Origin of the sequence: Bacteroides salyersiae WAL 10018 = DSM 18765 = JCM 12988, assembly GCF_000381365.1 — a bacterium.
GTDB classification, from domain to species: domain Bacteria; phylum Bacteroidota; class Bacteroidia; order Bacteroidales; family Bacteroidaceae; genus Bacteroides; species Bacteroides salyersiae.
This window is the reverse complement of record NZ_KB905466.1, coordinates 848,923-872,146: the sequence shown is the minus strand read 5'-3', so window position 1 is coordinate 872,146 and position 23,224 is coordinate 848,923. Positions and strand designations below refer to the sequence as shown.

The 23,224-nt window shown below is 37.7% G+C and carries 23 protein-coding genes; 22 read left to right on the top strand and 1 reads right to left on the bottom strand.

The features are described 5' to 3' along the window. Positions 1-18: 18 nt before the first annotated feature. The 3 genes from HMPREF1532_RS03585 to HMPREF1532_RS03575 are packed head-to-tail and all read left to right on the top strand — an operon-like array spanning position 19 to position 3,096. Positions 19-633: a serine O-acetyltransferase gene (locus tag HMPREF1532_RS03585; protein ID WP_005924943.1), complete on the top strand. Its 615-nt coding sequence runs from the start codon at positions 19-21 to the stop codon at positions 631-633. Between the two features lie 18 nt (positions 634-651). After that, complete coding sequence (gene wecB / locus HMPREF1532_RS03580) at positions 652-1,827, top strand: non-hydrolyzing UDP-N-acetylglucosamine 2-epimerase (RefSeq protein WP_005924940.1); 1,176 nt, start codon at positions 652-654, stop codon at positions 1,825-1,827. A gap of 42 nt (positions 1,828-1,869) precedes the next feature. Further along, positions 1,870-3,096 (top strand): nucleotide sugar dehydrogenase, encoded by a 1,227-nt coding sequence (locus tag HMPREF1532_RS03575; protein ID WP_005924937.1) that lies wholly within the window; start codon positions 1,870-1,872, stop codon positions 3,094-3,096. Positions 3,097-3,320: 224 nt separating this feature from the next. On the opposite strand, the gene HMPREF1532_RS21245 is transcribed toward HMPREF1532_RS03575, so the two are convergent. After that, positions 3,321-3,629: a hypothetical protein gene (locus HMPREF1532_RS21245; protein WP_148301720.1), complete on the bottom strand. Its 309-nt coding sequence runs from the start codon at positions 3,627-3,629 to the stop codon at positions 3,321-3,323. A 90-nt stretch (positions 3,630-3,719) separates the two neighbouring features. Here HMPREF1532_RS21245 and HMPREF1532_RS03565 point away from each other — a divergent pair, with 90 nt between their 5' ends. The 19 genes from HMPREF1532_RS03565 to HMPREF1532_RS03475 all read left to right on the top strand — a co-directional run bounded on the left by HMPREF1532_RS03565 (position 3,720) and on the right by HMPREF1532_RS03475 (position 23,208). Further along, entirely contained in the window at positions 3,720-5,210 is a 1,491-nt protein-coding gene (locus tag HMPREF1532_RS03565; protein ID WP_005924934.1) for an oligosaccharide flippase family protein, read from the top strand. Then, positions 5,197-6,336: a CapA family protein gene (locus tag HMPREF1532_RS03560; RefSeq protein ID WP_005924932.1), complete on the top strand. Its 1,140-nt coding sequence runs from the start codon at positions 5,197-5,199 to the stop codon at positions 6,334-6,336. Before HMPREF1532_RS03565 ends, HMPREF1532_RS03560 begins: the two co-directional genes overlap by 14 nt. Before the next feature lies 1 nt (position 6,337). Continuing rightward, positions 6,338-7,312 (top strand): ATP-grasp fold amidoligase family protein, encoded by a 975-nt coding sequence (locus HMPREF1532_RS03555; RefSeq protein WP_005924929.1) that lies wholly within the window; start codon positions 6,338-6,340, stop codon positions 7,310-7,312. A gap of 72 nt (positions 7,313-7,384) precedes the next feature. Further along, complete coding sequence (locus HMPREF1532_RS03550; RefSeq protein ID WP_005924927.1) at positions 7,385-8,644, top strand: EpsG family protein; 1,260 nt, start codon at positions 7,385-7,387, stop codon at positions 8,642-8,644. Between the two features lie 2 nt (positions 8,645-8,646). After that, positions 8,647-9,741: a glycosyltransferase family protein gene (locus HMPREF1532_RS03545; RefSeq protein ID WP_005924924.1), complete on the top strand. Its 1,095-nt coding sequence runs from the start codon at positions 8,647-8,649 to the stop codon at positions 9,739-9,741. 20 nt (positions 9,742-9,761) lie between these two features. After that, positions 9,762-10,886 carry a hypothetical protein gene (locus tag HMPREF1532_RS03540; protein ID WP_227097001.1) on the top strand — a complete coding sequence of 375 codons (1,125 nt, stop codon included), beginning with the start codon at positions 9,762-9,764 and terminating at the stop codon, positions 10,884-10,886. A gap of 1 nt (position 10,887) precedes the next feature. Further along, positions 10,888-11,448 (top strand): serine acetyltransferase, encoded by a 561-nt coding sequence (locus HMPREF1532_RS03535; protein WP_005924918.1) that lies wholly within the window; start codon positions 10,888-10,890, stop codon positions 11,446-11,448. Positions 11,449-11,452: 4 nt separating this feature from the next. Then, entirely contained in the window at positions 11,453-12,604 is a 1,152-nt protein-coding gene (locus tag HMPREF1532_RS03530; RefSeq protein ID WP_005924915.1) for a glycosyltransferase, read from the top strand. Position 12,605: 1 nt separating this feature from the next. After that, positions 12,606-13,814, top strand: a complete 1,209-nt coding sequence (locus HMPREF1532_RS03525) for a glycosyltransferase family 4 protein (RefSeq protein ID WP_005924912.1) — start codon at positions 12,606-12,608, stop codon at positions 13,812-13,814. Between the two features lie 2 nt (positions 13,815-13,816). After that, positions 13,817-14,959, top strand: coding sequence for a polysaccharide deacetylase family protein (locus HMPREF1532_RS03520; protein ID WP_005924909.1), 1,143 nt, complete (start codon positions 13,817-13,819; stop codon positions 14,957-14,959). After that, positions 14,956-16,074 carry a glycosyltransferase family 4 protein gene (locus HMPREF1532_RS03515; protein WP_005924906.1) on the top strand — a complete coding sequence of 373 codons (1,119 nt, stop codon included), beginning with the start codon at positions 14,956-14,958 and terminating at the stop codon, positions 16,072-16,074. Before HMPREF1532_RS03520 ends, HMPREF1532_RS03515 begins: the two co-directional genes overlap by 4 nt. Then, positions 16,067-16,675 (top strand): sugar transferase, encoded by a 609-nt coding sequence (locus HMPREF1532_RS03510; protein WP_005924903.1) that lies wholly within the window; start codon positions 16,067-16,069, stop codon positions 16,673-16,675. The genes HMPREF1532_RS03515 and HMPREF1532_RS03510 overlap by 8 nt, the downstream gene beginning before the upstream one ends. 6 nt (positions 16,676-16,681) lie before the next feature. Continuing rightward, positions 16,682-17,329 carry an acetyltransferase gene (locus tag HMPREF1532_RS03505; RefSeq protein ID WP_005924901.1) on the top strand — a complete coding sequence of 216 codons (648 nt, stop codon included), beginning with the start codon at positions 16,682-16,684 and terminating at the stop codon, positions 17,327-17,329. Positions 17,330-17,350: 21 nt separating this feature from the next. Next, positions 17,351-17,572, top strand: coding sequence for an acyl carrier protein (locus HMPREF1532_RS03500; RefSeq protein WP_005924898.1), 222 nt, complete (start codon positions 17,351-17,353; stop codon positions 17,570-17,572). 2 nt (positions 17,573-17,574) lie between these two features. Continuing rightward, positions 17,575-18,633, top strand: coding sequence for a 3-oxoacyl-ACP synthase III family protein (locus HMPREF1532_RS03495; protein WP_005924895.1), 1,059 nt, complete (start codon positions 17,575-17,577; stop codon positions 18,631-18,633). Next, positions 18,630-19,391, top strand: coding sequence for an SDR family NAD(P)-dependent oxidoreductase (locus tag HMPREF1532_RS03490; RefSeq protein ID WP_005924892.1), 762 nt, complete (start codon positions 18,630-18,632; stop codon positions 19,389-19,391). Before HMPREF1532_RS03495 ends, HMPREF1532_RS03490 begins: the two co-directional genes overlap by 4 nt. Next, a complete protein-coding gene (locus HMPREF1532_RS03485; RefSeq protein WP_005924889.1) occupies positions 19,369-19,989 on the top strand; it encodes an MBL fold metallo-hydrolase in 621 nt (206 codons plus the stop codon). Before HMPREF1532_RS03490 ends, HMPREF1532_RS03485 begins: the two co-directional genes overlap by 23 nt. Before the next feature lie 14 nt (positions 19,990-20,003). Further along, on the top strand, positions 20,004-21,143 hold the full coding sequence (locus tag HMPREF1532_RS03480; protein WP_005924886.1) for a DegT/DnrJ/EryC1/StrS family aminotransferase: 1,140 nt from the start codon (positions 20,004-20,006) through the stop codon (positions 21,141-21,143). 505 nt (positions 21,144-21,648) lie between these two features. After that, positions 21,649-23,208, top strand: coding sequence for an ATP-binding protein (locus HMPREF1532_RS03475; protein WP_005924883.1), 1,560 nt, complete (start codon positions 21,649-21,651; stop codon positions 23,206-23,208). Positions 23,209-23,224 lie beyond the last annotated feature (16 nt).

The following is a 23,224-nucleotide window of genomic DNA, read 5'->3' as shown; positions in this document are numbered from 1 at the left end:
ACATTATCTTTAAAAGATATGGATCATAATAACAGTTCTATTATTTTTTTTTACACAATGCGTATAATTTATTTCTTCAAGTTTATAATATATTCTCCTGTTTTAGTCATTTGTCTCTTTCTTTATTTCTTTAATAAAGAAAGGCGGTGTATAATAGATGCAGATTTATACCGACTACAATATCGAGGGGGATTAAATCTACTAAGAGTTTTAGTAATAAATAAAGAATTTAGAAATGTTTTATACTATCGATTTGGTAAAATTGGTATAATTCTAAATTTTTTCATGAAAGGAAATCCTACTTTACATATTTTTCCTGGATCTCGAATAGGCAAAGGATTAGTAGTAGTCCATGGAGATTCTACATTTATTAATTGTAAATCAATGGGGGAGAATTGTTATGTAAACCAGAATGTAACCATTGGAGTAGTAGGGGTAAAATCACCTGTAATAGGTGACAATGTTCGAATTGCGACTGGTGCAATCGTAATAGGTGGAGTAAATATAGGTGATAATGTAACCATAGCAGCTGGATGTGTAGTGGTTAAAGATGTGCCGGATAATTGTCTGGTAGTAGGTAATCCTGCTATTATAAAGAAAAAAGATGGTGTAAGATGTAATATACCTCTGTAAAAAGATACAATTTTAAATATGAGAAAGATTATGCTTGTTTTCGGCACCCGTCCTGAAGCTATCAAGATGTGTCCGCTTGTAAAGGAATTCCAGACGCGTAAGGATGAATTCGAAACTGTCGTTTGTGTAACCGGTCAGCATCGCGAAATGCTTGATCAGGTTCTCAAAATCTTTGATGTGACATCGGATTATGATCTCAACATCATGAAGCAAGGTCAGGATCTTACCGATGTAACAGCTCGAGTCCTCACCGGACTCCGTGATGTGTTCAAAAAGTGTCATCCGGACATTGTTCTCGTTCATGGTGACACTACAACCTCTACTGCAGGTGCCCTTGCTGCTTTCTATGCACAGATCCCTGTCGGTCATGTAGAAGCAGGTCTACGCACTCATAATATCTACTCTCCATGGCCGGAAGAAATGAACCGTCAGATAACAGGTCGCATCGCTGTCTACAATTTCTCACCAACTCCACTCTCTGAGAAGAATCTGAAGGAGGAGAAGGCTCACGGAAGCATCTATGTAACAGGAAACACCGTAATCGATGCTCTTCATATGGTGATAGATAAGTTGAAGACTGACGATGCCCTTGCCAGGGAGCAGGACAATGTACTTTCACAAGCAGGTTATGATATAACTCGTCTTGCTAATGGTAAGAAACTTGTTCTGATCACCGGTCATCGCCGCGAGAACTTTGGTGATGGTTTTATTCGCATGGTGACCGCCATGAAGGATCTCTCTGAGAAGTATCCCACGGTTGATTTCGTATACCCTATGCATCTCAATCCCAACGTACGCAAGTCCGTCCACGAAGTGTTTGGTGAAAACCTCAGCCGTCCCAATTTTTTCTTCATCGAACCACTGCAATACCTTGAGTTTGTTTATCTAATGAGCAAAGCTAACATCGTTCTTACTGACTCAGGTGGCATTCAAGAGGAGGCTCCAGGCCTTGGCAAGCCTGTACTCGTGATGCGTGACACCACCGAGCGTCCGGAGGCTCTCGCCAGCGGTACTGTTCATCTTGTAGGTACTGATTACGATAAGATTATGAATGAGGTCAGTACTCTCCTTGATGATGTTAAGGCATACGAGTCAATGAGCAAGGCTGTTAACCCCTATGGTGACGGACAAGCATGCCGCCGAATTGCAGATGTGCTTGCAGGCAAGGAAACTGATCGTTATGATGTGTGCTAAAATGAAAAAATAATAATTAGAACTTTAATATTGTATAGAATTATGGTAAACGTAATCGGATTGGGCTACATAGGTCTGCCTACAGCATTGATGATGGCATCGCATGGTGTAGAAGTGATTGGAACAGACTATAACAAGGAGCTTGTAGCAACTCTTAATGCAGGGAAGACCACTTTTAAGGAGGATGGTCTCGATGAACTTTTCGATGCTGCGGTGAAAGCCGGTATCAAGTTCTCAACCGAGTATCAGAGGACCGACATGTACATTGTCAGCGTTCCTACTCCTTATGACAAATTTTCGAAGAAAGTTGACGCTTGTTACGTAGTGGCTGCTGTCAAGGAAGTTATGAAGGTTTGCCGGAAAGGTGCAATAGTGGTTATCGAGTCAACTGTCAGCCCCGGTACTATAGACCGTTTTGTCCGTCCTGCTATCGAGGAAGTTGGTTTCGTTATTGGTGAGGATATCAACCTCGTCCATGCTCCAGAACGTATTATCCCGGGTAATATGGTTTACGAGTTGATCCATAACAACCGTACTATCGGTGCTGATGATCGTGTTATCGGTGAAAGAGTGAAAGAATATTATACTTCGTTCTGTCAGGGTGAAATTGTAGTGACAAGCATTCGCTCAGCGGAGATGACCAAAGTTGTTGAGAATACATTCCGTGCTGTCAACATCGCCTTTGCTAATGAACTTGCACGTATTTGCCGCCACGACAACATGGATGTTTATGAAATCATCAAGATATGCAACATGCATCCACGTGTCAACATCCTACAGCCCGGTCCCGGGGTGGGTGGTCATTGTATCTCTGTTGATCCTTGGTTCTTGGTTGGTGACTATCCACGTCTTGCCAAGGTTATTGATGAATCAATGAAAACCAATGATGCACAGCCGGAGTATGTGTTAAACCGTATCTATGATATCATGGAAGAAAATAACATTACTGATAACCGCAAGGTAGGTCTCTATGGTTTGACATACAAGGAAAATGTTGATGATTGTCGCGAGAGTCCGACTCTCCAGATGCTTGAGTCACAAGCGTGTCATCTTGCCCGTCCACTGAAAGTTTATGATCCATTCATCGGGGAGGATGTGGTACAGAATCAGTTCCACGACCTTGATGAGTTCATTGGGGATGTAGACCTTGTTGTTGTAATGGTGAAACATTCTCAAATTATAGAAAATCAGGAAAAGTTGCGTGGTAAAATAGTCCTCGACTGCTGTAATGTCATTCACATGGATGGGGAGAAAATATATCATATCTAAGTATATAAATGAAAAGAGACGCTTATATAGATTTTTTGCATTTTCTGGGGCTTGCTTCGATCATATAGTACATGCATGCTTAAACAGCTAAGGGCGTTTGATGTTTGCTTGATGGTGTTCGTGTTGGGGTTGGCAGCGGGCAAAAAAACTATTACGGGTTACAAAGAATATATAAGGAAGCGTACCCAACGGTTGTTTTTTTCGGTTTGGATAGTCCTTGTCGTCTATTTCTTATTTTTTATGTAGCCTATCATACCGGCATCGTGTTTGATTTCTATAAAGTGGAAACTGTTATAGACTCGTTCCTGCTTCACAACGGTATAGGCTATATCTGGATTTAAGGTGTTTCTGCTGCTGGTCACTCCGCTTGTGATCTTCGTCAATAGGAAAATCAGGTCGGATGTAGGTGTGCTGGTGTGTGTCAGTATTTTAATGGCATTGCAGTACTTCCATAGTGGGTAAACTGTCTCCCCAATTGGACGACAAGGTACCACTTGGTTTTTATGTCTGCTGTCATTATATATTCTGTTCAAAGGGTTGTAGTTAGTAGGCTGTTGAGAGAAAGTCCCATCGCGAAGTACTTGGTATGACAGTAAAGAAATAATAACTTGTAAAATAAGATAATGGATAATAATAAAAGTAGTAACTTCAATCAGGCCCTATGGTTAGGAATAGGTTCGCTGTGTACATTTCTCATAGCGTTTCTTACCGCGCCCATCCTTGTTAGATATTTTGATAAAAATGAATACGGCACATACAGGCAAATCCTATATGTCTATTCAAGCCTTCAGGCATTGTTTACCATGGGGCTTCCTTCCGTGTTCGCTTATTTCATTCCGAGATTGAATACGGGACAACAGAAGTTGCTCATAAACAGGCTCACTTTGATGTTTCTTGGTTTAGGTGCTATTTTTTCTTTGGCACTGTTCTTTGGAGCTGACCTCATAGCAGGTTTGCTGAAGAATCCGGAACTTTCTACTGGTATTAAGTTGTTTTCTCCATTTCCGTTGTTCACATTGCCTACCATGGGGGTTGAGGGAATATACACGGCAATCCGTAGGACAAAGGAGATTGCCATTTATCATATATTCTCTAAAACGTTGATGTTTTTCTGTATCGTCCTACCCGTTATGGTGTGGCATACAGGTTATCGGGAAGCCATCATAGGGTGGGGATTTGCTTCTTTCGTAACCTTTCTTGTGGCAATGTACATGAAAAACTCTCCTTACAAGAATGTTGACAACAAGACGATACCGAATTTGTATAAGGAGGTATTTAGTTATTCGCTTCCTCTTACAGGCGCTTTCATAGCGGGATTCTTCTGCAATTCGGCAGACCAGTTTTTTGTTAGCCGCTATTATGGTACACAGGCATTTGCCGAGTTTTCCAGCGGTTGTTTTAGCATCCCTATAGTAGGAATGGTTGCGGCCAGTGTCAAGAATGTACTGCTGCCTTTGTTCTCGAAAGCCGATGCGGAACGCAACATGAGTAGTGCCGTCTTGTCCTATAACAATGCCGTTAAGAAGACAGCGACTATTATCATGCCGATGCTGTTCTTTTGTCTGTTTTTTGCCGGTGATGTCATGGTCGTATTGTTTGGTGGACAATACAGTGTTTCGCAAGGTTATCTGCGCCTTTACATAATTAGGGATTTTCTACAAATATTCCCCTATTTCTCTGTGCTCATGGCTCTCGGTTATTCAAGGCTGTACATGAATATGCACGTTGTTGGAGCTTTAGCCATTTGGACGGTTGATTTCCTTTTGGTTCGATTTTTTGTTCCGCCTCCTTCAATTGTTTTTGTCAGCAGTCTTTTTCATCTGTCATGTTCTATTACGGCTTTTATCTTCATTTTTAAGAAGACGCATATTTCACTTGTTCCGGGACAGGTTCTTCGGTATGTGGGGAAGCTCACTTTGCATTGTTGCACCGTTCTTGGCATGCTGTTGATTTTACGCCATACCTTAATGTCACAAATGAACGTGTTCTTGTTTATCGTAATCTCAGGATGCTTTTTCTATCTTCTGTTGATTGCTACCCAAAAAGTTTTTGGTCTCAAATATCTTGAGTCGGTTGTTTTACTCATTAATTCGCGTAGGAATGGAAAGAAGTAACGGAATTAAAATTTTTATAGCAGGTGACTTCTGTGTATATCATCCCGAAAGGATGTCACTTGGTCATGAGCTGAAAAAAATCATAAACCTCAGTGATATCAGAGTTGTTAACTTTGAAGGTCCTCTGCAAGTAGGGGAGAAACATACAGCCGGTGAATTTTACTTAAGGCAATCTCACCTGTCTCCGGAATGGCTGTTGAATAATGGATTCAATGTGATCGGGCTTGCTAACAATCATGCTTTCGATTTCGGAGAAGAGGGGCTAAAGGCGACCAAGAAAGCATTCGAAGGCGTCCTTGCTATCGGTTGTGGGAAATGGAATGAGGCTTACGGGGTAAAGTATTTGAAAGTAAAGAATAAGACTATAGGCTTTTTCTCGGCTTCTTCTGCGGATTTGGCTACTTTGAAAGACAGATGGACTGACGATGGTAAGTATGGTTGTGCGTGGATAAATCATATTTCTGTATCATCGATTATTTCAGAAGCAAAGGGTACATGTGATTATCTCATTGTTTTGCCGCATGCCGGAGTGGAATATATGGATGTACCTCTTCCTGAATGGAGGGATATTTACAAGTCGTTGATTGATGCAGGTGCGGATGCCGTCATGGCATCCCATCCCCATGTTCCGCAAGGTTTTGAAATGTATGCAGGAAAACCTATTTTCTATAGTCTTGGGAATTTCGCTTTTGAGAAGGATGATCGGTGCGCTTTGTTGCATTGGTACAATAGTGTGGCAGTGTTGATAGAAATCACCGAAAAGGACGTACAAGTGCAGCCTATACTGACTTACCTTAACGAGGATCATGTCGTTGAGGTTGACGCGAGGGTGGAGTCTATACGACACTTCCGTCACCTTTGCAACATACTGACCGATGACTCCGATTATATGAAAGAGGTCAACCGTTTCGTTCTCTCTCTATATTCCAAATACGAAAAATGGCTGTTGAGTGGTTATGGGGCTGTTGGAATGTACCCGAAGTCATTACGACAAATGTGCCGCATTTTTGTGGGATTTTTAAAATTGAAAGTGAACAGGCGTCTTTTTTTGCACCAATTACGTGAAGAGAGTACACGTTGGCTTATGATACGTGCAAACAAATTGTTATCTAAAACAGAATTATAATATGAGCTTTAAGAATCAGATTGTCGCTGTTATGGAAAGAATTCCCGGTTCGAAGCAGATACTGAAACTTTATCGTCAACGTACATTTAGAAAAAGAGCATTGCAAGATCCCCGTATCAATGCTAATCGCGAGTACAAAAATGTCTTTCATAAAGACATTGATTGGGAATCCCCTCGGAATCTTATTGAAAAAATTTATTGGCTGCAACTGTTTACAGACACGACACTGTGGACAAAATGCGCTGATAAATATCGTATGCGTGAATATGTGGAAAGCAAGGGTTGCGGTCATCTGCTTCCTAAATTATATGGTCATTGGGAAGTGGCGGAAGATATTGACTACGACAAATTACCGCAAAGTTTCGTACTGAAAACAACGAATGGTTGTGGACAAGTGCTTATTGTCCCGGATAAGTCCGAACTCAATATTTTGGAAACAAACAAATTGCTGAACACGTGGATGAGACTAAAATACGGATTTATCGATGCACAGATTCACTACTCGCGCATTGAACCGTGTATTATTGCGGAAGAATATCTGTCTGTAAATGAAAAGCGTCAATCTTTGATAGATTATAAGGTATGGTGTTTTGAAGGAAAGCCGGAGTATATTCTTGTCGTCCACGATAGGATTATCAGAGGTCCAGGCAAGGGTTATAAAACATCAGCCTACGATCTCGGCTGGAATAACATTTCGGATAAGGCACTCAACAAAAACAGCTGCCATTTTGATGGCATTGATTTGCCAAGACCGAAGTGTTTGGATGGAATGATAAAGTATGCAACCATCCTTTCTGCTGATTTCCCTGAGGTTCGGGTAGATTTCTATGACATCGATGGTCGTCTTGTATTGGGAGAGATGACATTTACCAGTGGTTATGGTTCTCATAGTGAAGTTTGGTATGAATATCTTGGCTCAAAAATAGACTTGAGTAAAGTTAGGAAATTGAGAGAAATGAACAAGCCAAAATTGTGATGTTACATAAATGCAAACTGAAATATGAATTAAACAGATTGGCTCTAATTTGAGTACTAACTTTAAATTATTATGCTCGGTGTAAATAGGTATATAATAAATAAACAATTAGCTCTGTTTATAACAGTTTTATCTCCTATAAGTGGTCTTGTCTGTACAATATTGCATTGGAGAAGCAAGTGGGCAAAGAATATTTCATGGCTGATTTGTGTTTTTCTTGGACTGATATTTATATACCATCCTGAAGGTACTATGTTAGGTGATGGAATTGATGCGGGTAGATATGCTTTGGATTTGTATAGGATGTATAATCTGAGTTCTCTTTCTGCTGTTTTGGGGAATATATGGATAGAAGGAGGTAATGTTGATTTATATCAGCCCATATTGACTTTCATTGTGTCAAGATTTACAGATGACCCTCATGTCCTGTTTGCATGTTTTTCATTGGTTTTTGGGTTTTTCTATACTCGTAATTTATGGTATGTTTTTGACCGTTTACCTCTGAATCTGAAAAAATATACATGGATTTTGATATTATTTTATATATTGATATGTCCTATATGGAATATTAACGGTGTTCGTATGTGGACAGCTTTGCATATATTTATTTATGGTGCAATGCCTTTTGTTTATGAGGGGAATAAATCAAAACTATTGTTTTGTGTTCTGGCACTATTTGTTCATTTTTCATTTTTTATTCCATTGATTATACTGATTTTTTATTCTTTTTTGAAAGTAACTAATTTGAATGCCCTTTTCGCGTTTTATATTGTCACTTTATTTATAAAAGAAATTGATGTTGAATTTATTAGAAACCTGTTAGTAAATGTACCGATTGTTGGAGAACGCATGTTGAGTTATGTAGGAGAAATGTATATGGAAAAGGTGGTTGAAGCAAAAGAGCAATTGTCTTTACACGTTGTTTTGGCTAACAAGATTGCATATTGGATTGTTCAATTTTATATTGTATTGACATGGATGGCGGTGAGGAAATCTTATATGGTAAATGAGAAAATATTAAAATTATTCTCTTTTTCATTGTTGATTTATGGCATATCCAATATTTTGGCTTTAATACCCTCTGGTGGACGTTTCGTAATTCTATCACATATGTTTGTTTTGCCTACTATTATTTTTTCGATAGAATATCTGTATAATGATTTAATTAAAAAATGTAATGTGGTATTGCCTGTATTGCTGTTTTCTATTATTTTCCAATTACGTGTCGGTATTGATTATTATGGAGCTTCGTTATTGATATGCAATTATTTAACAGCTTTTTTTATACAAACGGATGTACCGATTATTAGTTGGATAAAAAATTTAATTTGATTATGAAAATATTGATTGTATCCGGCTATTTTGAGCCGATAAATACACCTCGCAGTTTTAGAACTACTGAATTGGCCAAAGAACTCGGCAGACAGGGACATCAAGTAAAAGTGATTGTATTTAGTAAATTACTATCTGATGTGGATTATTCCGGTTTTGAGAAAGAGCATAATGTAGAAGTTCAAATTGTGAACTTAAAGTGTTCTATTTTTCAGAGTAAGTCATTGATTGCAAGAAGTATTAATCGAATTCTATCTTTGTTGATTGCATTTCCGGCCATTGAAATATCTTGTAAAATGCCAATGATACTTAAAAAGGAATGTGGGTATGATTTACTTGTATCTATTGCTGTTCCGCATCAAATTCATTGGGGTATTTCATTTTATATACAATCGCATAAAGACTTATGTAAAACATGGGTAGCGGATTGTGGAGATCCGTATATGGGTTGTAAAACGGATTCTTTTAAACCTTTATTTTATTTTAAATATATAGAGAAACGGTGGTGTCGGCTTTGTGACTATATAACTATTCCGGTTGAATCTGCGAAGTCTGGATATTATTCTGAGTTTCATGATAAAATACGTATTATTCCTCAAGGATTTGATTTTGATGGCATAAATTTAAATTCTAATTTCTCAAAAAATAAAGTGCCGACATTTATTTATGCAGGTACATTAATTCCACATATAAGAGATCCTAAAATATTTTTAGAATATCTTTCTAACCTTTCAATAAATTTCAAGTTTATAATTTATACAAATAATAGTAACTTGATTGATTCGTTTAGGCATATTCTTGGGCATAAATTAATTATAAAAGGGTATATTTCACGAATAGAACTGATAACAGAGATGAGCAGAGCTGATTTCTTAGTTAATATTGAAAATGGTGTAACATCTGTTCAGTCTCCGAGTAAATTAATTGATTATGCTTTAGCAAATCGACCGATTTTATCTATAAATTCATATGTGTTGGATAAAAAGAAGGTAGATGAGTTCTTATCTGGAATATATAATAACCAATTAAAAGTGCCTGATTTGTCAATATATGATATAAAGAATGTTGCTTCTCAGTTTCTTAATTTGATAAAATAAACTGCATGTTTTTTGATAAAATGATAAAGACACTATCACATAATTTAATTAATATTCCCGGTTGGTATACTAAGCGTAAATTAGTGGTTATTGAATCGGATGATTGGGGAGCTATACGTATGCCATCTAAGGAGGCTTATAATCAGTTTTTAAAGGAAGGAATTAGGGTAGATAATGATCCTTATTGTCGATATGATAGTTTAGCGAATAAGGAAGATCTGGAAGCATTGTTTGATGTATTGACTTCTGTTAAGGATAAAAATGGTAATTATGCTGTATTTACAGCTGATGCAGTAGTAGCTAATCCTGATTTCAGAAAGATACGGGAAGCTGATTTTTGTGAGTATTTTTATGAACCAATTACTGTGACTATGGCAAATAGTCCTGCTCATGAGCGTGTCTTTGATTTATGGAAAGAAGGGATTAAAGAAGGTATTTTTCATCCACAGTTTCACGGGAGAGAGCATTTGAATGTAAAAAAATGGCTTTCTGTACTTCGAGAAGGGAAAGACCTTGTTACTAAAAGGGCATTTGAATTAGGTACTTTTGGGTTGACTTCTAAAGTGAATCAGAGTATACAAGGTAATTATATGGGAGCATTTGACTCTGCAGAGAAAGATGATATTAAGCGATATGATAAGATAATTAAAGAAGGTTTAGACTTATTTGAAAATTTATTTGGATACCGTTCGGAATCTTTTATTGCTACTACATATACATGGAGTCCTCTTATTGAATCAAGTTTGAACTTAAATGGGGTTAAATATATTCAAGGATTAGTATCACAACGTATTCCTCTTGATTCGGGAACAAAATTTTATTTTAAGAAAAATAATTATCAAGGAAAGAGAACTAAATTAGGTCAGGTGTATTTGATGCGGAATTGTTTTTTTGAACCGTCCCATTTTAGAGGTAAGTTTGATGTGGTAGATGAGTGCTTATCACGAATTAATATTGCTTTTAGGTGGGGAAAAGCGGCAGTAATAAGTTCGCATAGGTTGAATTTTATTGGAAATATAGATAGCCAAAATAGGGATGGAAATTTGATTCTATTTCGAAAGCTATTAAATGGGATTGTGAAAAAATGGCCTGATGTTGAATTTATATCTTCTGATGAGTTAGGAAGAAATATAGTAGGTAATTAATATGATAAGGAATAAAGTTGACTACAAGTATTATCTTGCAGAGGATTTGAAACGATATCATGTAAGGTTTATAGATCGTTTTATATTCAGTGAGAATTATCAGACATTGAAGTATCTGAGAGTTTTACGCCGTTTGGAGTATTTAACTAATATAAAGAAAAATATTTTTCGGAAGATAGAATATTATTATGCCTTTTGGAATTATAGACGTTTATGTTTTAGAACAAAAATGAGGATTGGTATAAATACCTGCGGACCGGGTTTGTATATACCTCATATTGGTTTTCTTATAGTTGTAGCAAGATCACGAGTAGGGAAAAATTGCATAATAACTCCAGGAGTAGTAATAGGAACGAAACATACTTTTGATAACGTACCAACCATTGGAGATAATGTGGAGATTGCTTTAGGGGCAAAGATTATAGGTAAAGTTTCTATTGGGAATAACGTGATTATAGCTCCGAACTCAGTAGTGGTAAAAGATATACCGGATAATTGTGTCGTTTCTGGAATTCCTGCAAAAATTATCAAGAAAGATGGTATGAAAGTAAACTTCAATTGATGTAATGAAAAAAAAAGTACTTATTGTTGTGCCAAGTAATAAAGGGACAATAGCTTTGTGCTCATTGAATGTATATACTGCATTACGAAAGGTTGAAAACATAGTTGTAAAATGTGTAGTAATTCATAAATATTCGGACGGATTTAAAGAATTTGAAGATTGTGAATGGTGTGTCGATTATGTTTCATCGGGGATACAACGTTTTAGGGAAGCTATTAGACAATTTATTTGGTTAAAAAAAATCAAAAAGAATTTCGTTCCGGATATTACTATTTCTACTTTATTTAGTTGTTCTACGATAAATGTCTTTACTGGAGGAGGAGATTTTAAAATAGGAATATTTCACTCTCCTCACCAACAAGTGAAGCCTTTGGGAATGTTTGTATATTTATCGACTCTGTTAATTTATAATATAGTATATCCTTTTTTGGATAAATTATATTGTGTTAGTAATGAGGTGAAAAGATCCATTTTGGAATCCTTTCCATTTATATCATCCAAGAAAGTAGAAGTAGTATATAACATTCACGATACGGATAGAATCTCTACTTTATCTGTTGAGTCTTTGAATGATGAGGAAAAAAAGATATTTAAAAACCCTGTGGTTCTTTATTGTGGTCGATTGGATAGAAATAAGGCTCCAGAGAGATTATTAAGGGCATTCGGAGAATCTAATTTATTGCAAAATTCATATCATTTGGTATATATCGGTACAGATACTGATCATTTGTGGGATGGATTGGATACAATGGCGGCTCGAATGGGAATAACTGAAAATGTACATTATTTGGGAGTAAGAAAAAATCCTTATAAGTATATGAGAATGGCTAAAGTTTTAGTTTCCTGTTCTTTTAGTGAAGGATTACCTGGTGTATTAATAGAGTCTTTGTTTTTGAATACTCCTGTTATTTCTACAAATTCTTCAGAGGGTGTATGGGAAATCTTGAATTGTGTGGAAAAATATAATCCTCGGTTAAAAGGTTATTATATAGCTGAGGACGGAATTATAACATCTAATACTGGTGATTCAGAAATTGATGTATTTAATTTGAAATGGGCTTTGGAATATATTGACTTATTGAAATATGAGAATCTACCTTTTAGATTTGCTCATAATGTATTACCGGAAAATGTAGTACAGAAATTTATAATTTGAAATGAAAATTCTTCAACTAAATACTACCGTGAATACTGGCAGTACCGGACGTATTGCAGAAGAAATCGGTAGAACTGCCATTAGTAATGGGATGGAGAGTTACATTGCTTACGGTAGGGTAGCTAGAGATAGTCAATCTACTCTTATCCGTATAGGAGATGATTGGGATGTGAAATGTCATGTTTTGGCTACTCGGTTGTGGGATGGGCACGGCTTTTCTTCTACTCGTGTAACCAAAAAGCTTATTGCTGAACTGGAAAGAATAAATCCGGATATTATTCATTTTCATAATTTGCACGGTTATTACTTGAATGTAGAAATATTATTTCGTTATTTATCTCAGACAAAAATACCGGTCGTTTGGACATTACATGATTGCTGGCCAATGACCGGACATTGTTCCTATTTTGATTATGTGAACTGTAATAAGTGGGAAACGGAATGTCATAAGTGTCCCAATTTGAAAGGGTATCCTGCTACCATGTTCGTAGACAGGTCGAAAGATAATTTTGTTAGAAAAAAGCAAACTTTTACATCTGTTGATAATATAACTTTTGTGACTCCGTCCCATTGGTTAAAGAATATTGTTAAACGTTCCTTTTTGAGTGCGTATCCGGTGAGGGTAATTCATAATGGAGTGGATTTAGCTGTTTTCAAACCTGTAGTTTCTGAAAGTATAAAGATAAAGTATGGTCTGGATGTTAATAACAAAATTATTTTAGGAGTTGCCAGTATATGGGATCGTAGAAAAGGATTAGCCGATTTTGTCCAACTAAACCAATTACTGGCAAAAAACGAACAGATTGTATTGGTAGGATTAAGTTCAGGACAAATTCGATGTTTGCCAAAAGGAATAATAGGGATTAATCGCACAGAAAATGTGCATGAGTTAGCCGCGCTATATTCAATGGCAGATGTTTTTGTTAATCCTACTTGGGTAGATAATTTTCCTACAACTAATATAGAGGCTTTGGCCTGTGGAACCCCTGTGATTACATATCAAACCGGGGGGAGTCCGGAAGCTATCTCGCAAGATACAGGACGAGTGGTTGAAAAAGGGAATATTTCAGCTTTATATCAAGCTATATCAGAGGTTTTAAGCGGAGATAGAATATATTATCAGACTTTTTGCAGGCAACGTGCCGAACTTCTTTTCAATAAAGAAGAACGTTATCAGGATTATATAGAACTATATAAAGCGTTATTATAATTATGTATAGAAATACATGGAAATCTTTATTGTCGGTACATGTCAGCAATATACCGGGATGGCGTACAAATAGAAAAATAGTCGTTATTGAATCTGACGATTGGGGTAGCATTCGGATGTCTTCTTTAGAAGCTTTTAAAAATTTATTAAAAGCAGGTATGAGAGAGGATCGCAATCATTATAATTTGTATGACTCATTGGAAAGCAATCGTGATTTGGAGTGCTTGTTTGAAACGTTATCTAATTTTAAGGATAAGAATGGGAAAGCACCGGTAATGACGGGAGTGAACGTTGTCGCCAATCCGGTATTTGAGCGAATTAAAGAAACCGGATATACGGAATATTTTTATGAACCTTATACGGAAACTTTAAAACGTTATCCGGCTCATGACAGGGTGTATGAATTATGGAAAGAAGGTATTGAGAAACGATTGTTTGTCCCTATTTTTCATGGACGTGAGCATCTGAATGTACAACGTTGGCTACGTGCTTTAAGAAGTGGGCATCGTTCTACTTTACTTGCTTTTGAAAATGGCGTTACAGGAATCTATAATGGAATTGATGGAGAACCGATACCCAAATTTCAAGCGGCATTCGATTTGGATACGATGGATGACCTTCCTTATATGGAGGAGGTCTTAAATACAGGATTGGATCTATTTGAAAGACTATACGGTTATCGTTCGAAGTATTTTGTTCCTACTAATGGACCTTTTAATAATTCGTTGGAAAAAGTTCTGTTTGATAACGGGGTGAGGTATGTTAATTCCGGAAAAATTCAGATGGAACCTTTAGGTAATGGGGAATTTAAAAAGCATATACGTTTTTTGGGACAAAAGAATGGGGTAGGGCAGATTTATCTGACACGTAACTGTTTTTTTGAGCCTTCCAGTATGGAAAGCCCTGCCAGTACGGATTGGGTGGGGAATTGTCTGAAAGAGATGGAAGTTGCATTTTTGTGGCGTAAACCGGCTACTATCAGTTCTCACCGTGTGAATTATATTGGCTTTCTGCACTCGGAAAACAGGGAAAGATCATTGAAGAAGTTGGAAGAGTTATTGAGCAGAATGCTTAAAAAATGGCCGGATATAGAGTTTATGACATCGAGCGAATTGGGGGATTTAATAGCTTCGGAACAGAAATGAAAAAAGTAGTTCTGATCAATCAGAGTACAGGATATTTAATGGTTGATATTGTTAATGCCTATGCAAGTAAATACGATCGCGTTTCTTTAATGGCAGGCAGTATCAAGGTAACGGAACGTTCTCTGAAAGATGGGGTAGAAGTAGATAAAATAATAGCATACAACAGAGATTCTTCTTTGAAAAGGATTTTTACATGGTGTTGGGGAACCATACAAATTTTTTTTAAACTCTTATTTAATTATAGGGGATATGAAATAGTGTATGTTACTAACCCGCCTATGTGTTATTTGTTGCCTTTATTACTTCGTCATCCTTTTTCGGTGATCGTGTATGATATATATCCAGATGCATTGCGGAATATAGGCATAAAGGAAAGTAATTTTTTGTATGAATGGTGGATAGGATGGAATCGAATTGTCTTCTCCAAAGCATTAAACGTAATTACGTTAAGTGAAGGTATGAGGAAAGTTTTGGAGAAGTATGTGGATAAAGGCCGGATTCGTGTGATTCCTAATTGGACTGCATCTGAAAAATTTCGTCCTGTAAAGAAAAATGACAATTTGTTTTTACATAAGCATTCTTTGGGTGAAAAGTTTATCGTTTTGTACTCTGGCAATATTGGATATACACATAATGTGGAGTGTTTGATAGAAGTTGCACGTTTGCTTAAAAACGAAGTTGATATTCAGTTTTTAATAATTGGAGAGGGAAAAAAGAAAGAGACTCTGATTAACCTGACGAAAGAGTATGGATTGTCTTCATGCCGTTTCTTTACATGGCAGGATAGGGATACATTACCTTATTCATTGGCTGCTGCTGATGTGGGAGTGGTGACCTTGAATGATGAAACGGCACAAGTGAGCGTACCTAGTAAAACGTACAATTTATTGGCTGTAGGAGCTCCATTGTTATGTATAGCACCTAAATGTTCGGAATTGGCACACTTGGTGGATCGTTATGATAATGGGGCTTGTTTTGATAAGGAACAGGTTCGTTTAATGGCGGACTATATTTTAACTTTAAAAAACAATTCGGAATTGCAGAAACGATTGAGTGGCAATTCATTCAATGCAGCGAAAGATTTTACATATCGAAATGCACAAAATTATGTATAAAAACTGTTTTAAACGTGCAATTGACTTTATCATTGTTTTAATAGTTCTTCTGCTTATTTGGCCTTTTTTACTTATTATAAGTATTTGGCTCCATTTTGCCAACAAAGGAGCTGGAATTTTCTTTTTTCAGGAACGTCCAGGGAAAAATGAAAAAATCTTTAAAGTAATTAAGTTTAAAACAATGACCGATGAACGGGGTGCCGATGGCAAATTATTACCGGACTCTCAGCGAATTACTAAAATCGGCAAATTGGTTCGTTCTACTTCTGTTGATGAACTTCCTCAGTTAATCAATGTATTGAAAGGCGACATGGCATTGATTGGTCCCAGGCCGTTACTGGTTCGTTATCTTCCGCTTTATTCGAAGGAACAGGCGCGCAGGCATGAAGTCCGTCCCGGTATTACCGGCTGGGCACAGGTGAATGGGCGTAATGCAATCAGTTGGACAAAGAAGTTTGAACTTGACGTGTGGTATGTAGATCATTGTTCGTTATGGCTGGATCTGTGTATTATTTTTAAAACAATAAAAAAGGTATTCATACGGGAGGGGATTTCTCAGGAAGGGCAGACCACGATGGAACCTTTTAATGGTAAGAATTAGCAGATTATGAAAGATATTGCAATTTATGGATTTGGTGGATTTGGCCGGGAAATAGCTTGTGTCATCAATGCCATCAATCAAGCTACTCCGACATGGAATTTTATCGGCTATTTTGATGACGGGCATTCTGTTGGAGAAGCGAATAAATATGGCAGGGTTTTGGGGAATATGGAAACTGTAAATCAGTACAATGGATCACCACTTGCTATTGTAATGGCTATTGCTTCTCCTGCTGTATTGCAAAACATCACAGGCAGGATTCATAATCCTTGTATCTATTTTCCTAACATTATAGCACCTAATGTTCTTTTTTTTGATGAGGAGTCAATTCGTATCGGACAGGGAAATGTAATTACATTCGGAGGAAGGGTAAGTTGCGGTGTCACGATCGGAAATTTCAATCTGATGAATGGCTGTGTCTCATTGGGACATGATGTTACAATCGGAGATTGTAACGTGATGCAGCCGGAGGTTCGAATATCCGGAGAAACAAATATCGGTAATGCTAACTTTCTAGGAGTCAGATGTACTGTATTGCAAGGTTTGACAATAGGAAATAGTGTGAGGATAGGGACCGGAAGCGTTGTTATGAGAAAAACAAAAGACGGCATGAGTTATTTTGGTAACCCAGCGAAAATGATAAGAATACAATAACTAATCAATAAAATAAACGTTATGGAAGAGAAATTTATAGAATTAATCAAAGATGTTTTGGAAATTGAAGACCGTGAAATAAATATGAATGATAATTTTCGGGAATATGAAGAATGGAGCTCATTAGCTTATTTGTCTGTTATTGCAATGCTGGACGAGGAGTACGATTGCCAAATAGAAGAAGCTGATTTTCGTAAACTACAGACAATTGGAGATTTGTATAACGCTGCAATAAAAAAATAATAATGGCCTTTTTGCAATATGAAGGAGTAGGTATTACTGCACTGGCGGCAGCTGTACCTCGCACTGTGATAAATAATTATGAGTATACCCAGTATTTTCCGGCTGATCAGGTAAAAGAGGTTGTGGATAAAGTGGGAATATTTGAACGTCGGTTTGCTGATGAGAATACCTGTTCTTCCGATTTGTGTTATGCTGCGGCTGAAAAGTTGATTGCCGATAATAATATAGATCGATCGGAAATAGATTTGCTTGTGTTCATATCTCAAACCCCTGATTATAGAATGCCGGCTACTTCGGTTATTTTGCAGGATCGGTTGCACTTGTCTAACTCTACGATTGCGTTTGATATAAATTTAGGTTGCTCGGCATTTATGTATGGCATGAGTGTGGTATACGCTTTGATGCAACAAAAAGGATTGCGTAAGGCTTTGATTTTGGATGGGGAAACACGCTCTAAAGTTTACTCTCCAAAAGATAGACGTACTGCATTTCTTTTTGGCGATGGAGGGGTAGCTGCATTGGTAGAGAGAGGTGAATGTTTTGGTAAAAGTTATTTCTCACTGAATTCGGACGGATCACGTGAAGGACTTATTAAGGTTGATGCGGGAGGTTACCGAAAAATGAGTTCTGTAGAGACTGTGAAAGAGCGCGTTGTTGATGAGTATGGTAATATACGTAGTGAGGAACAGGGATATATGTATGGAGGGGATGTCTTTAATTTTGTGATAAGGGAAATTCCTAAAGATATTAAGGCACTGCTTGCATATGCGGAAACTGATAAGGATGAATTTGATTATATGGTTTTTCATCAGGCGAATAACTTTATTAATTCTTATCTGGCTAAAAAGCTTAAGTTGGACACAACTAAGATTCCTTCTACTATAGCCAAATACGGAAACACTTCATCTGTTTCTGTCCCTTTGACCATTGTAAGCGAGCTTAGAGGGAAATTGGATGGTGATAAGAAGTTATTATTGAGCGCTTTTGGGGTTGGTATGACTTGGGCTACTGCAATAATTAACTTCAATAATTGTAAAATTAGTGATATCGTGGAGGTATGAATCCCTTTGATCTGAGTAATAAGGTGATTTGTGTGACCGGTGCTTCTTCCGGTATAGGCAGACAATGTGCTGTAAGTTGTAGCCGGATGGGGGCAACTGTAGTTCTGTTGGCGCGTAATGAACAACGGTTACATGAGACTCTATCAATAATGGATAATCCGGATAAGCATGTTATTATTCCTGTTGATTTGACAGAGTATGCCACGGTAGAGTTGGTGGTTAAGAATATCGTAAGTCAGGTTGGAAGAATTAGCGGAGTATTACATTGTGCGGGAATCTCGACCACGTTACCTTTAAAGTTGGTTACTCCTGAGAAATTGGATGAGTTCTTTCAAGCAAATGTTTTCTCAGCCTATAATCTGACAAGGGAGGTTTGTAAGATGGGGAACTTCTCAAAGGAAGGGGGGAGCATTGTCTTTTTTTCTTCTGTAATGGGAAAGGTCGGTGAAAATGGAAAATCTTTATATGGGATGACTAAGGGGGCATTAGTTTCCGGTACACGATCTCTGGCTTGTGAACTTGCAAAGAAAAAGATCCGTGTTAACACGGTTTCTCCTGGAGTTGTTATTACTCCTATTAATTATAATTTACCTCATATTGCTGATCCCGAAAGAAGAGCTGTTTTAGAACAGCAGCATCTCCTTGGGTTGGGTGAAACGGAAGACGTAGCTAATGCATGTATTTACCTTTTGTCCGATGCTTCAAAATGGGTGACAGGTATTGATTTGTGTGTCGATGGAGGATATACTGCCAGGTGACATGGAAGTGACGCAAATTGTAAATAGGGTATATGCTTCGAATTCTTACATATTGTACCGGTTTCAGCACGATGAAGCATGGTTGGTGGATGTAGGAGATGCGGACGTTATTATCCGATGGATTGAAGAACATTCAAAAAAGTTGAAAGGGGTATTGTTGACTCACACTCATTTTGACCATATTTATGGATTGAATCAATTACTGGATAGGTATCCGGATATGATAGTTTTCACTTCACCGGAAGGCCGGGAAGGATTGTATTCTGATAAATGGAATTTTTCTCGATATCACCATTGTCCGTTTATTTATGCGGGAAGTAATGTGTGTATTTTGTCGGATAAACAGATAATGGAGTTGTGGCCTGGTGTTATGTTACACATAATTAAAACACCTGGTCATGATTGGAGTTGTTTGACTTACAAAATTGGTAGTTGGTTGTTTACGGGAGACTCTTACATACCCGGCTTAAAAGTCGTGACGACTTTTCCTAAGAGTAATCGGATAGAAGCTGCAAAATCTACAGAAATAATATTGACTCTTGCTGATATAACAAAAATCTTTCCTGGTCATGGGAATGTCGAATCTGTAACTAATTAAGTAATAATAGAACAATGGACAAACGAATTTATCTTTGTCTCGCTCATATGAGCGGTAAAGAACAGGGTTTTATAAAGGAAGCCTTTGATACCAACTGGGTAGTTCCTCTTGGTCCTAATGTGAATGCTTTTGAGGAAGAACTTGAAAGTTTTGTAGGTGATAATAAAAAAGTAGTGGCCTTGTCTGCCGGTACGGCTGCTATCCATTTGGCATTGATCCAATTGGGGATACAGTCCGGTGATGAGGTGGTCTGTCAGTCTTTTACCTTTTGTGCTTCCGCCAATCCGGTTACTTACTTAGGCGCTACACCTGTATTTGTGGATAGTGAAGAGGATACCTGGAATATGAGTCCGGTTCTTTTGGAAAAAGCGATTAAAGACCGGATGGCGAAGACAGGTAAGAAGCCCAAAGCGATCATTCCCGTTCATCTTTATGGCATGCCGGCAAAGATCGATGAGATTTGTGCGATAGCTGAGAAATATGAAATACCTGTATTAGAGGATGCTGCGGAGGCTTTAGGCTCGGAATTTAATGGGCGCAAATGTGGTACGTTCGGTACATTCGGCGCTTTGAGTTTTAATGGTAATAAAATGATCACGACTTCCGGTGGAGGCGCTTTGGTCGTAGCGGATGAAGCTGCCAAGAAACAGACGATGTATTATGCTACTCAGGCTCGTGAACCGTTTCCGTACTACCAACACGAACATATCGGATATAATTATCGTATGAGTAATATCTGTGCCGGTATCGGTCGTGGGCAGATGACGGTTCTGGATGACCATATCGCCCATCACCGGCATGTACATGATTTGTACGAGAAGGCTTTTGCCGATATGGAAGGTATTACTTTAATGTCTAATCCGGACAGCCGTTTTAATGCGAATTATTGGTTGTGCACAATTCTGATCGATAAGGAACTTACGGGGTTTGATTATGAAGAACTGCGGGTAACTCTTGATACTAAGGGTATCGAGACACGACCGTTGTGGAAACCTATGCATTTGCAACCGGTATTCAAAAATAATCCCTGTTACATAGACGGTACTTCCGAGAAACTGTTTAATAAGGGACTTTGTATCCCTGCAGGTCCTTGTGTAACGGATGAGAATGTAACTTATATAGTTACAGAGATTAAAAACTGTATGAAGAAATAAGCTCTTGATGAGTACTTTTTTGAATTTACTGAAAGGACTTTTCTTGTTTTTCTGCGTTCCCTATTTTGTTTGGAAACAGAAGAAAACGACCGTATAAAGTAAACATTGAATTCGTTCAATGCTTTCTTCCTTACTAAAAAGATTTAGATGACGTAAGGAATGCCGGATTACTCTGATGTGAATCATAGTAATTCTGCTTAATATTATTGTTTGTTTGTGTAGCCCTCCTTTATAAGGCCTGGCGTGGTTTATTAAATTAAAGGAGGGCCTTTATTTGGATGTATCCTTTTTAAAATAATGATGCTGCATTCTTTTCATCTCAAATGTAGCTATCAATAGCCAAATTTCTCCGTTTTATGGAGGAGTTTGGCTATCTTTGATTTTAAAGATCTCAAAAATCATATTTGTATTCCATTTATACAGGAAATTTATTTTTGTCATATCCGCTATTAAAATGGGACTAATCCTGTATATTTGTGAGTGAAACGTTAATTGAATAAGTGTTATGGCTAAGCTTTATCCTATCGGCATACAGAACTTTGAAAGTTTAAGAAAAGATCGGTATTTTTATATTGATAAGACGAAACTTGTCTATGAATTAGCTAATACCGGTCGATATTATTTTCTGAGCCGTCCCCGTCGCTTTGGGAAGAGTCTGCTTATTTCTACTTTGGAAGCCTATTTTCAAGGAAAGAAGGAGTTGTTTCAGGGCTTGGCTATAGAGCAATTGGAGAAAGATTGGACGAAATACCCTGTTTTGCATTTGGATCTTAATGCCCGGAAATACGACAAAGAAGAATCTTTGTTGCAAGAGTTGAACAAGCATCTGGAAAAGTGGGAGCAAGAATATGATTCCCCTTATGCAGACCGTGCACCGGAAGAACGCTTTTATTGGGTGATTCAAAAAGCATTTGAGAAGACAGGACAGCGGGTGGTTGTTTTGGTGGATGAATATGATAAACCGATGTTGCAAACTATTGGTAACGAGGACTTGCAGGAGAAATATCGCAATGCATTGAAACCTTTTTACGGGGTGCTGAAAAGTTTGGATGGCTATATCCGTTTTGCTCTTTTGACGGGTGTCACGAAGTTTGGCAAGGTCAGCGTGTTCAGTGACTTGAATAATCTGAATGATATCTCTATGGACAGGAGATACGTGGAACTATGTGGCATCACGGAATCAGAAATTCACCGTGATCTGGAGCCTGATCTGTATGAACTTTCCGAATCTCAAGGGATGACATATGAACAGACGTGTCAGGAGTTAAAGGAACGTTATGATGGTTATCATTTCACTTACAACTCCGTGGGGATATACAATCCTTTTAGTCTGCTCAATACATTTTATAAGATGTCGTTCGGCAGTTATTGGTTCGAGACGGGTACTCCTTCTTATCTGGTGAAACTCTTGCAACGTGATCATTATGACTTGCAGCGTTTGGCACATGATGAAGTCACTTCCGATATGTTGAACAGCATTGATTCTGCTTCAAGAAATCCTCTGCCGGTGATCTATCAGAGCGGTTATCTGACTATCAAGGGATATGACGCACGCTTCGATCTGTACCGTTTGGGATTTCCCAATCGCGAGGTGGAAGAGGTTTTTATAAAGTATCTGCTTCCTTTTTATGTCAATATGGACGAAGGGAAATCCATATTTCATATATCCCGTTTTGTTTATGAAATAGAGCACGGCGATTATGATGCTTTTCTCTGTCGCTTGCAAAGTTTCTTTGCCGATACTCCTTATGAGCTTGTACGCGATTTGGAGTTGCATTATCAGAATGTTCTTTTTATCATCTATAAATTACTCGGCTTTTATGTTCAGGCGGAATATCATACTTCTAATGGTCGTATCGATATGATATTGAAAACGGATAAGTATGTTTATGTGATGGAGTTTAAATTTGATGGTACGGCCGATGAGGCTTTGAAGCAGATAGAAGAAAGATATGCCGTTCCTTTCCGGAAAGATCCAAGGCAATTGATCGTAATGGGGGTTAATTTTAGTTCGAAGACGAGAAATATAGATGGTTGGAAAGTAAAATCAGATGAAAATCTGTGAAAGTAAAATGCTGATA

Bases quoted from the DNA above. Each gene is read 5' to 3' on its own strand.
- HMPREF1532_RS03585 (WP_005924943.1), top strand. From the start codon at position 19: ATGGATCATAATAACAGTTCTATTATTTTTTTTTACACAATGCGTATA.
- wecB (WP_005924940.1), top strand. From the start codon at position 652: ATGAGAAAGATTATGCTTGTTTTCGGCACCCGTCCTGAAGCTATCAAG.
- HMPREF1532_RS03575 (WP_005924937.1), top strand. From the start codon at position 1,870: ATGGTAAACGTAATCGGATTGGGCTACATAGGTCTGCCTACAGCATTG.
- HMPREF1532_RS03565 (WP_005924934.1), top strand. From the start codon at position 3,720: ATGGATAATAATAAAAGTAGTAACTTCAATCAGGCCCTATGGTTAGGA.
- HMPREF1532_RS03560 (WP_005924932.1), top strand. From the start codon at position 5,197: ATGGAAAGAAGTAACGGAATTAAAATTTTTATAGCAGGTGACTTCTGT.
- HMPREF1532_RS03555 (WP_005924929.1), top strand. From the start codon at position 6,338: ATGAGCTTTAAGAATCAGATTGTCGCTGTTATGGAAAGAATTCCCGGT.
- HMPREF1532_RS03550 (WP_005924927.1), top strand. From the start codon at position 7,385: ATGCTCGGTGTAAATAGGTATATAATAAATAAACAATTAGCTCTGTTT.
- HMPREF1532_RS03545 (WP_005924924.1), top strand. From the start codon at position 8,647: ATGAAAATATTGATTGTATCCGGCTATTTTGAGCCGATAAATACACCT.
- HMPREF1532_RS03540 (WP_227097001.1), top strand. From the start codon at position 9,762: ATGATAAAGACACTATCACATAATTTAATTAATATTCCCGGTTGGTAT.
- HMPREF1532_RS03535 (WP_005924918.1), top strand. From the start codon at position 10,888: ATGATAAGGAATAAAGTTGACTACAAGTATTATCTTGCAGAGGATTTG.
- HMPREF1532_RS03530 (WP_005924915.1), top strand. From the start codon at position 11,453: ATGAAAAAAAAAGTACTTATTGTTGTGCCAAGTAATAAAGGGACAATA.
- HMPREF1532_RS03525 (WP_005924912.1), top strand. From the start codon at position 12,606: ATGAAAATTCTTCAACTAAATACTACCGTGAATACTGGCAGTACCGGA.
- HMPREF1532_RS03520 (WP_005924909.1), top strand. From the start codon at position 13,817: ATGTATAGAAATACATGGAAATCTTTATTGTCGGTACATGTCAGCAAT.
- HMPREF1532_RS03515 (WP_005924906.1), top strand. From the start codon at position 14,956: ATGAAAAAAGTAGTTCTGATCAATCAGAGTACAGGATATTTAATGGTT.
- HMPREF1532_RS03510 (WP_005924903.1), top strand. From the start codon at position 16,067: ATGTATAAAAACTGTTTTAAACGTGCAATTGACTTTATCATTGTTTTA.
- HMPREF1532_RS03505 (WP_005924901.1), top strand. From the start codon at position 16,682: ATGAAAGATATTGCAATTTATGGATTTGGTGGATTTGGCCGGGAAATA.
- HMPREF1532_RS03500 (WP_005924898.1), top strand. From the start codon at position 17,351: ATGGAAGAGAAATTTATAGAATTAATCAAAGATGTTTTGGAAATTGAA.
- HMPREF1532_RS03495 (WP_005924895.1), top strand. From the start codon at position 17,575: ATGGCCTTTTTGCAATATGAAGGAGTAGGTATTACTGCACTGGCGGCA.
- HMPREF1532_RS03490 (WP_005924892.1), top strand. From the start codon at position 18,630: ATGAATCCCTTTGATCTGAGTAATAAGGTGATTTGTGTGACCGGTGCT.
- HMPREF1532_RS03485 (WP_005924889.1), top strand. From the start codon at position 19,369: ATGGAGGATATACTGCCAGGTGACATGGAAGTGACGCAAATTGTAAAT.
- HMPREF1532_RS03480 (WP_005924886.1), top strand. From the start codon at position 20,004: ATGGACAAACGAATTTATCTTTGTCTCGCTCATATGAGCGGTAAAGAA.
- HMPREF1532_RS03475 (WP_005924883.1), top strand. From the start codon at position 21,649: ATGGCTAAGCTTTATCCTATCGGCATACAGAACTTTGAAAGTTTAAGA.